Annotated in this window: 2 protein-coding genes; both read right to left on the bottom strand. The window is 62.4% G+C overall.

The genetic code is table 11. From position 1 onward, the window contains the following. Window positions 1–182, bottom strand: a 182-nt coding sequence (locus IEW24_RS28680; RefSeq protein ID WP_210324307.1) for a hypothetical protein, incomplete at its 3' end; no start/stop codon positions are given. 785 nt (window positions 183–967) lie between these two features. Continuing rightward, window positions 968–1,344, bottom strand: a 377-nt coding sequence (locus IEW24_RS28575) for an MOSC domain-containing protein (RefSeq protein WP_188584328.1), incomplete at its 5' end; no start/stop codon positions are given.

Genomic DNA, 1,344 nt, shown 5'->3' with positions numbered 1-1,344 from the left:
AGGCCGGCGTCCTTGCGGCGCGATCCATCGCTCAACTGGATCGCGCCGCAGTCCGGCATGCCTTCGATGAGCGATTTACGGCAGGGCGCATGGCGGCAGACTATGTAGCACTCTATCGCGCCTTGCCAGGCGTGCGTCTTGAGGCAGCGAGACTTCGGCATGAAGCGGGCGAGAGCGCGCATCTGGAGGTCGTCGAAGCGGCGGCCGGGTAACGCCAGCCGTCCGCGCGTAGGGTACACGCCGAACGGTGCCTCATTCGGCCCTTGCCGGCATGACGATCGAGATGTTCGCGCGGGGCTTAGGCCTCCTGCCTTGGGGAAGTCTGCGGTTGTCCGGGATGGCACATCCCTCCCCCTTCTCGCTGCCATCGAACAGCTGGAACGGATGATCCGGATCATTGATGGCAGCGACGAGGCCATGGCGAGATGCCCCTCTCAAGGTCTCAAACGAACCCATCGGAGCGTTTGACACCTACTGCGGCGGCTGCTGAGGAACGGAACCCGTGTTCGAATAGCCCTGTTATGGACCTAACATAACCTCATGCGCTCAAGGGCAAGGTCATGATCACACCATCACCATCGTCGCCGTCTCGCCGCGGACGCGCGGCGCGAGTGGGGTTTCAACCCCGGTCAGATGCTCGCAAGAATGGTGCTTCCCAGAGCTCCAGCCGGCAGGCCAGTCCGTTCCTTGCTTCTCTTGATCGACATCTGGGCGAGCGGTCAGATCAAACCTTGGGGGCGGTCATCGACGATCTGCTCGACACGGACCATGCCCGCGATGTCATAGCTCAGGAATGGATGGAGCCGGGTTGCGGCAAGTCACGCGTCCGATCGCAAAAGTGAGGTTAAGCCGTGCAGGGCACACGGCACCAGGTTGGATAGGGCTGCCCTCGTCATTGCCATCCGCTGCTTCGTTGCGGAAAGGGATGAGCGAAGCCTTCGATGGGTGCAGCCCCTCCCCGTAACGTTCAGCCGACCGCTCCGCGATAAATGAGGGGCTCGTGGGGAGGAGGCGGCAGCTCCACTTTGATGGCATCCCCAACGCGCACAGCGCCACCGTGCAAGACGATGCTCATCACGCCGGCCTTGCGTACGACGCCCGCGGGAGAGGACGAAACAACGTGCTTGAGAAGCCCTGGCTGGAACTTCTCGATCTGGTGGCACGGATTGCGCAACCCGGTGATCTCGATGACGGCCGAGGAGCCGATGTGAAGACGGGTTGCCGCCGGAAGAGAAAGAAGATCGACCCCCTTGGTGGCGACGTTCTCCCCCAGCCCTCCGGGTCCCACCTCATGCCCGATAGCCAAGAGCGCATCGAACAGCTCTGCCTGGATTAGGTGAACTT

Origin of the sequence: Azorhizobium oxalatiphilum, assembly GCF_014635325.1 — a bacterium.
GTDB classification, from domain to species: Bacteria; Pseudomonadota; Alphaproteobacteria; order Rhizobiales; family Xanthobacteraceae; genus Azorhizobium; species Azorhizobium oxalatiphilum.
Note: the sequence above shows the minus strand (reverse complement) of the source record. Positions and strands in the feature narration are given on the sequence as shown.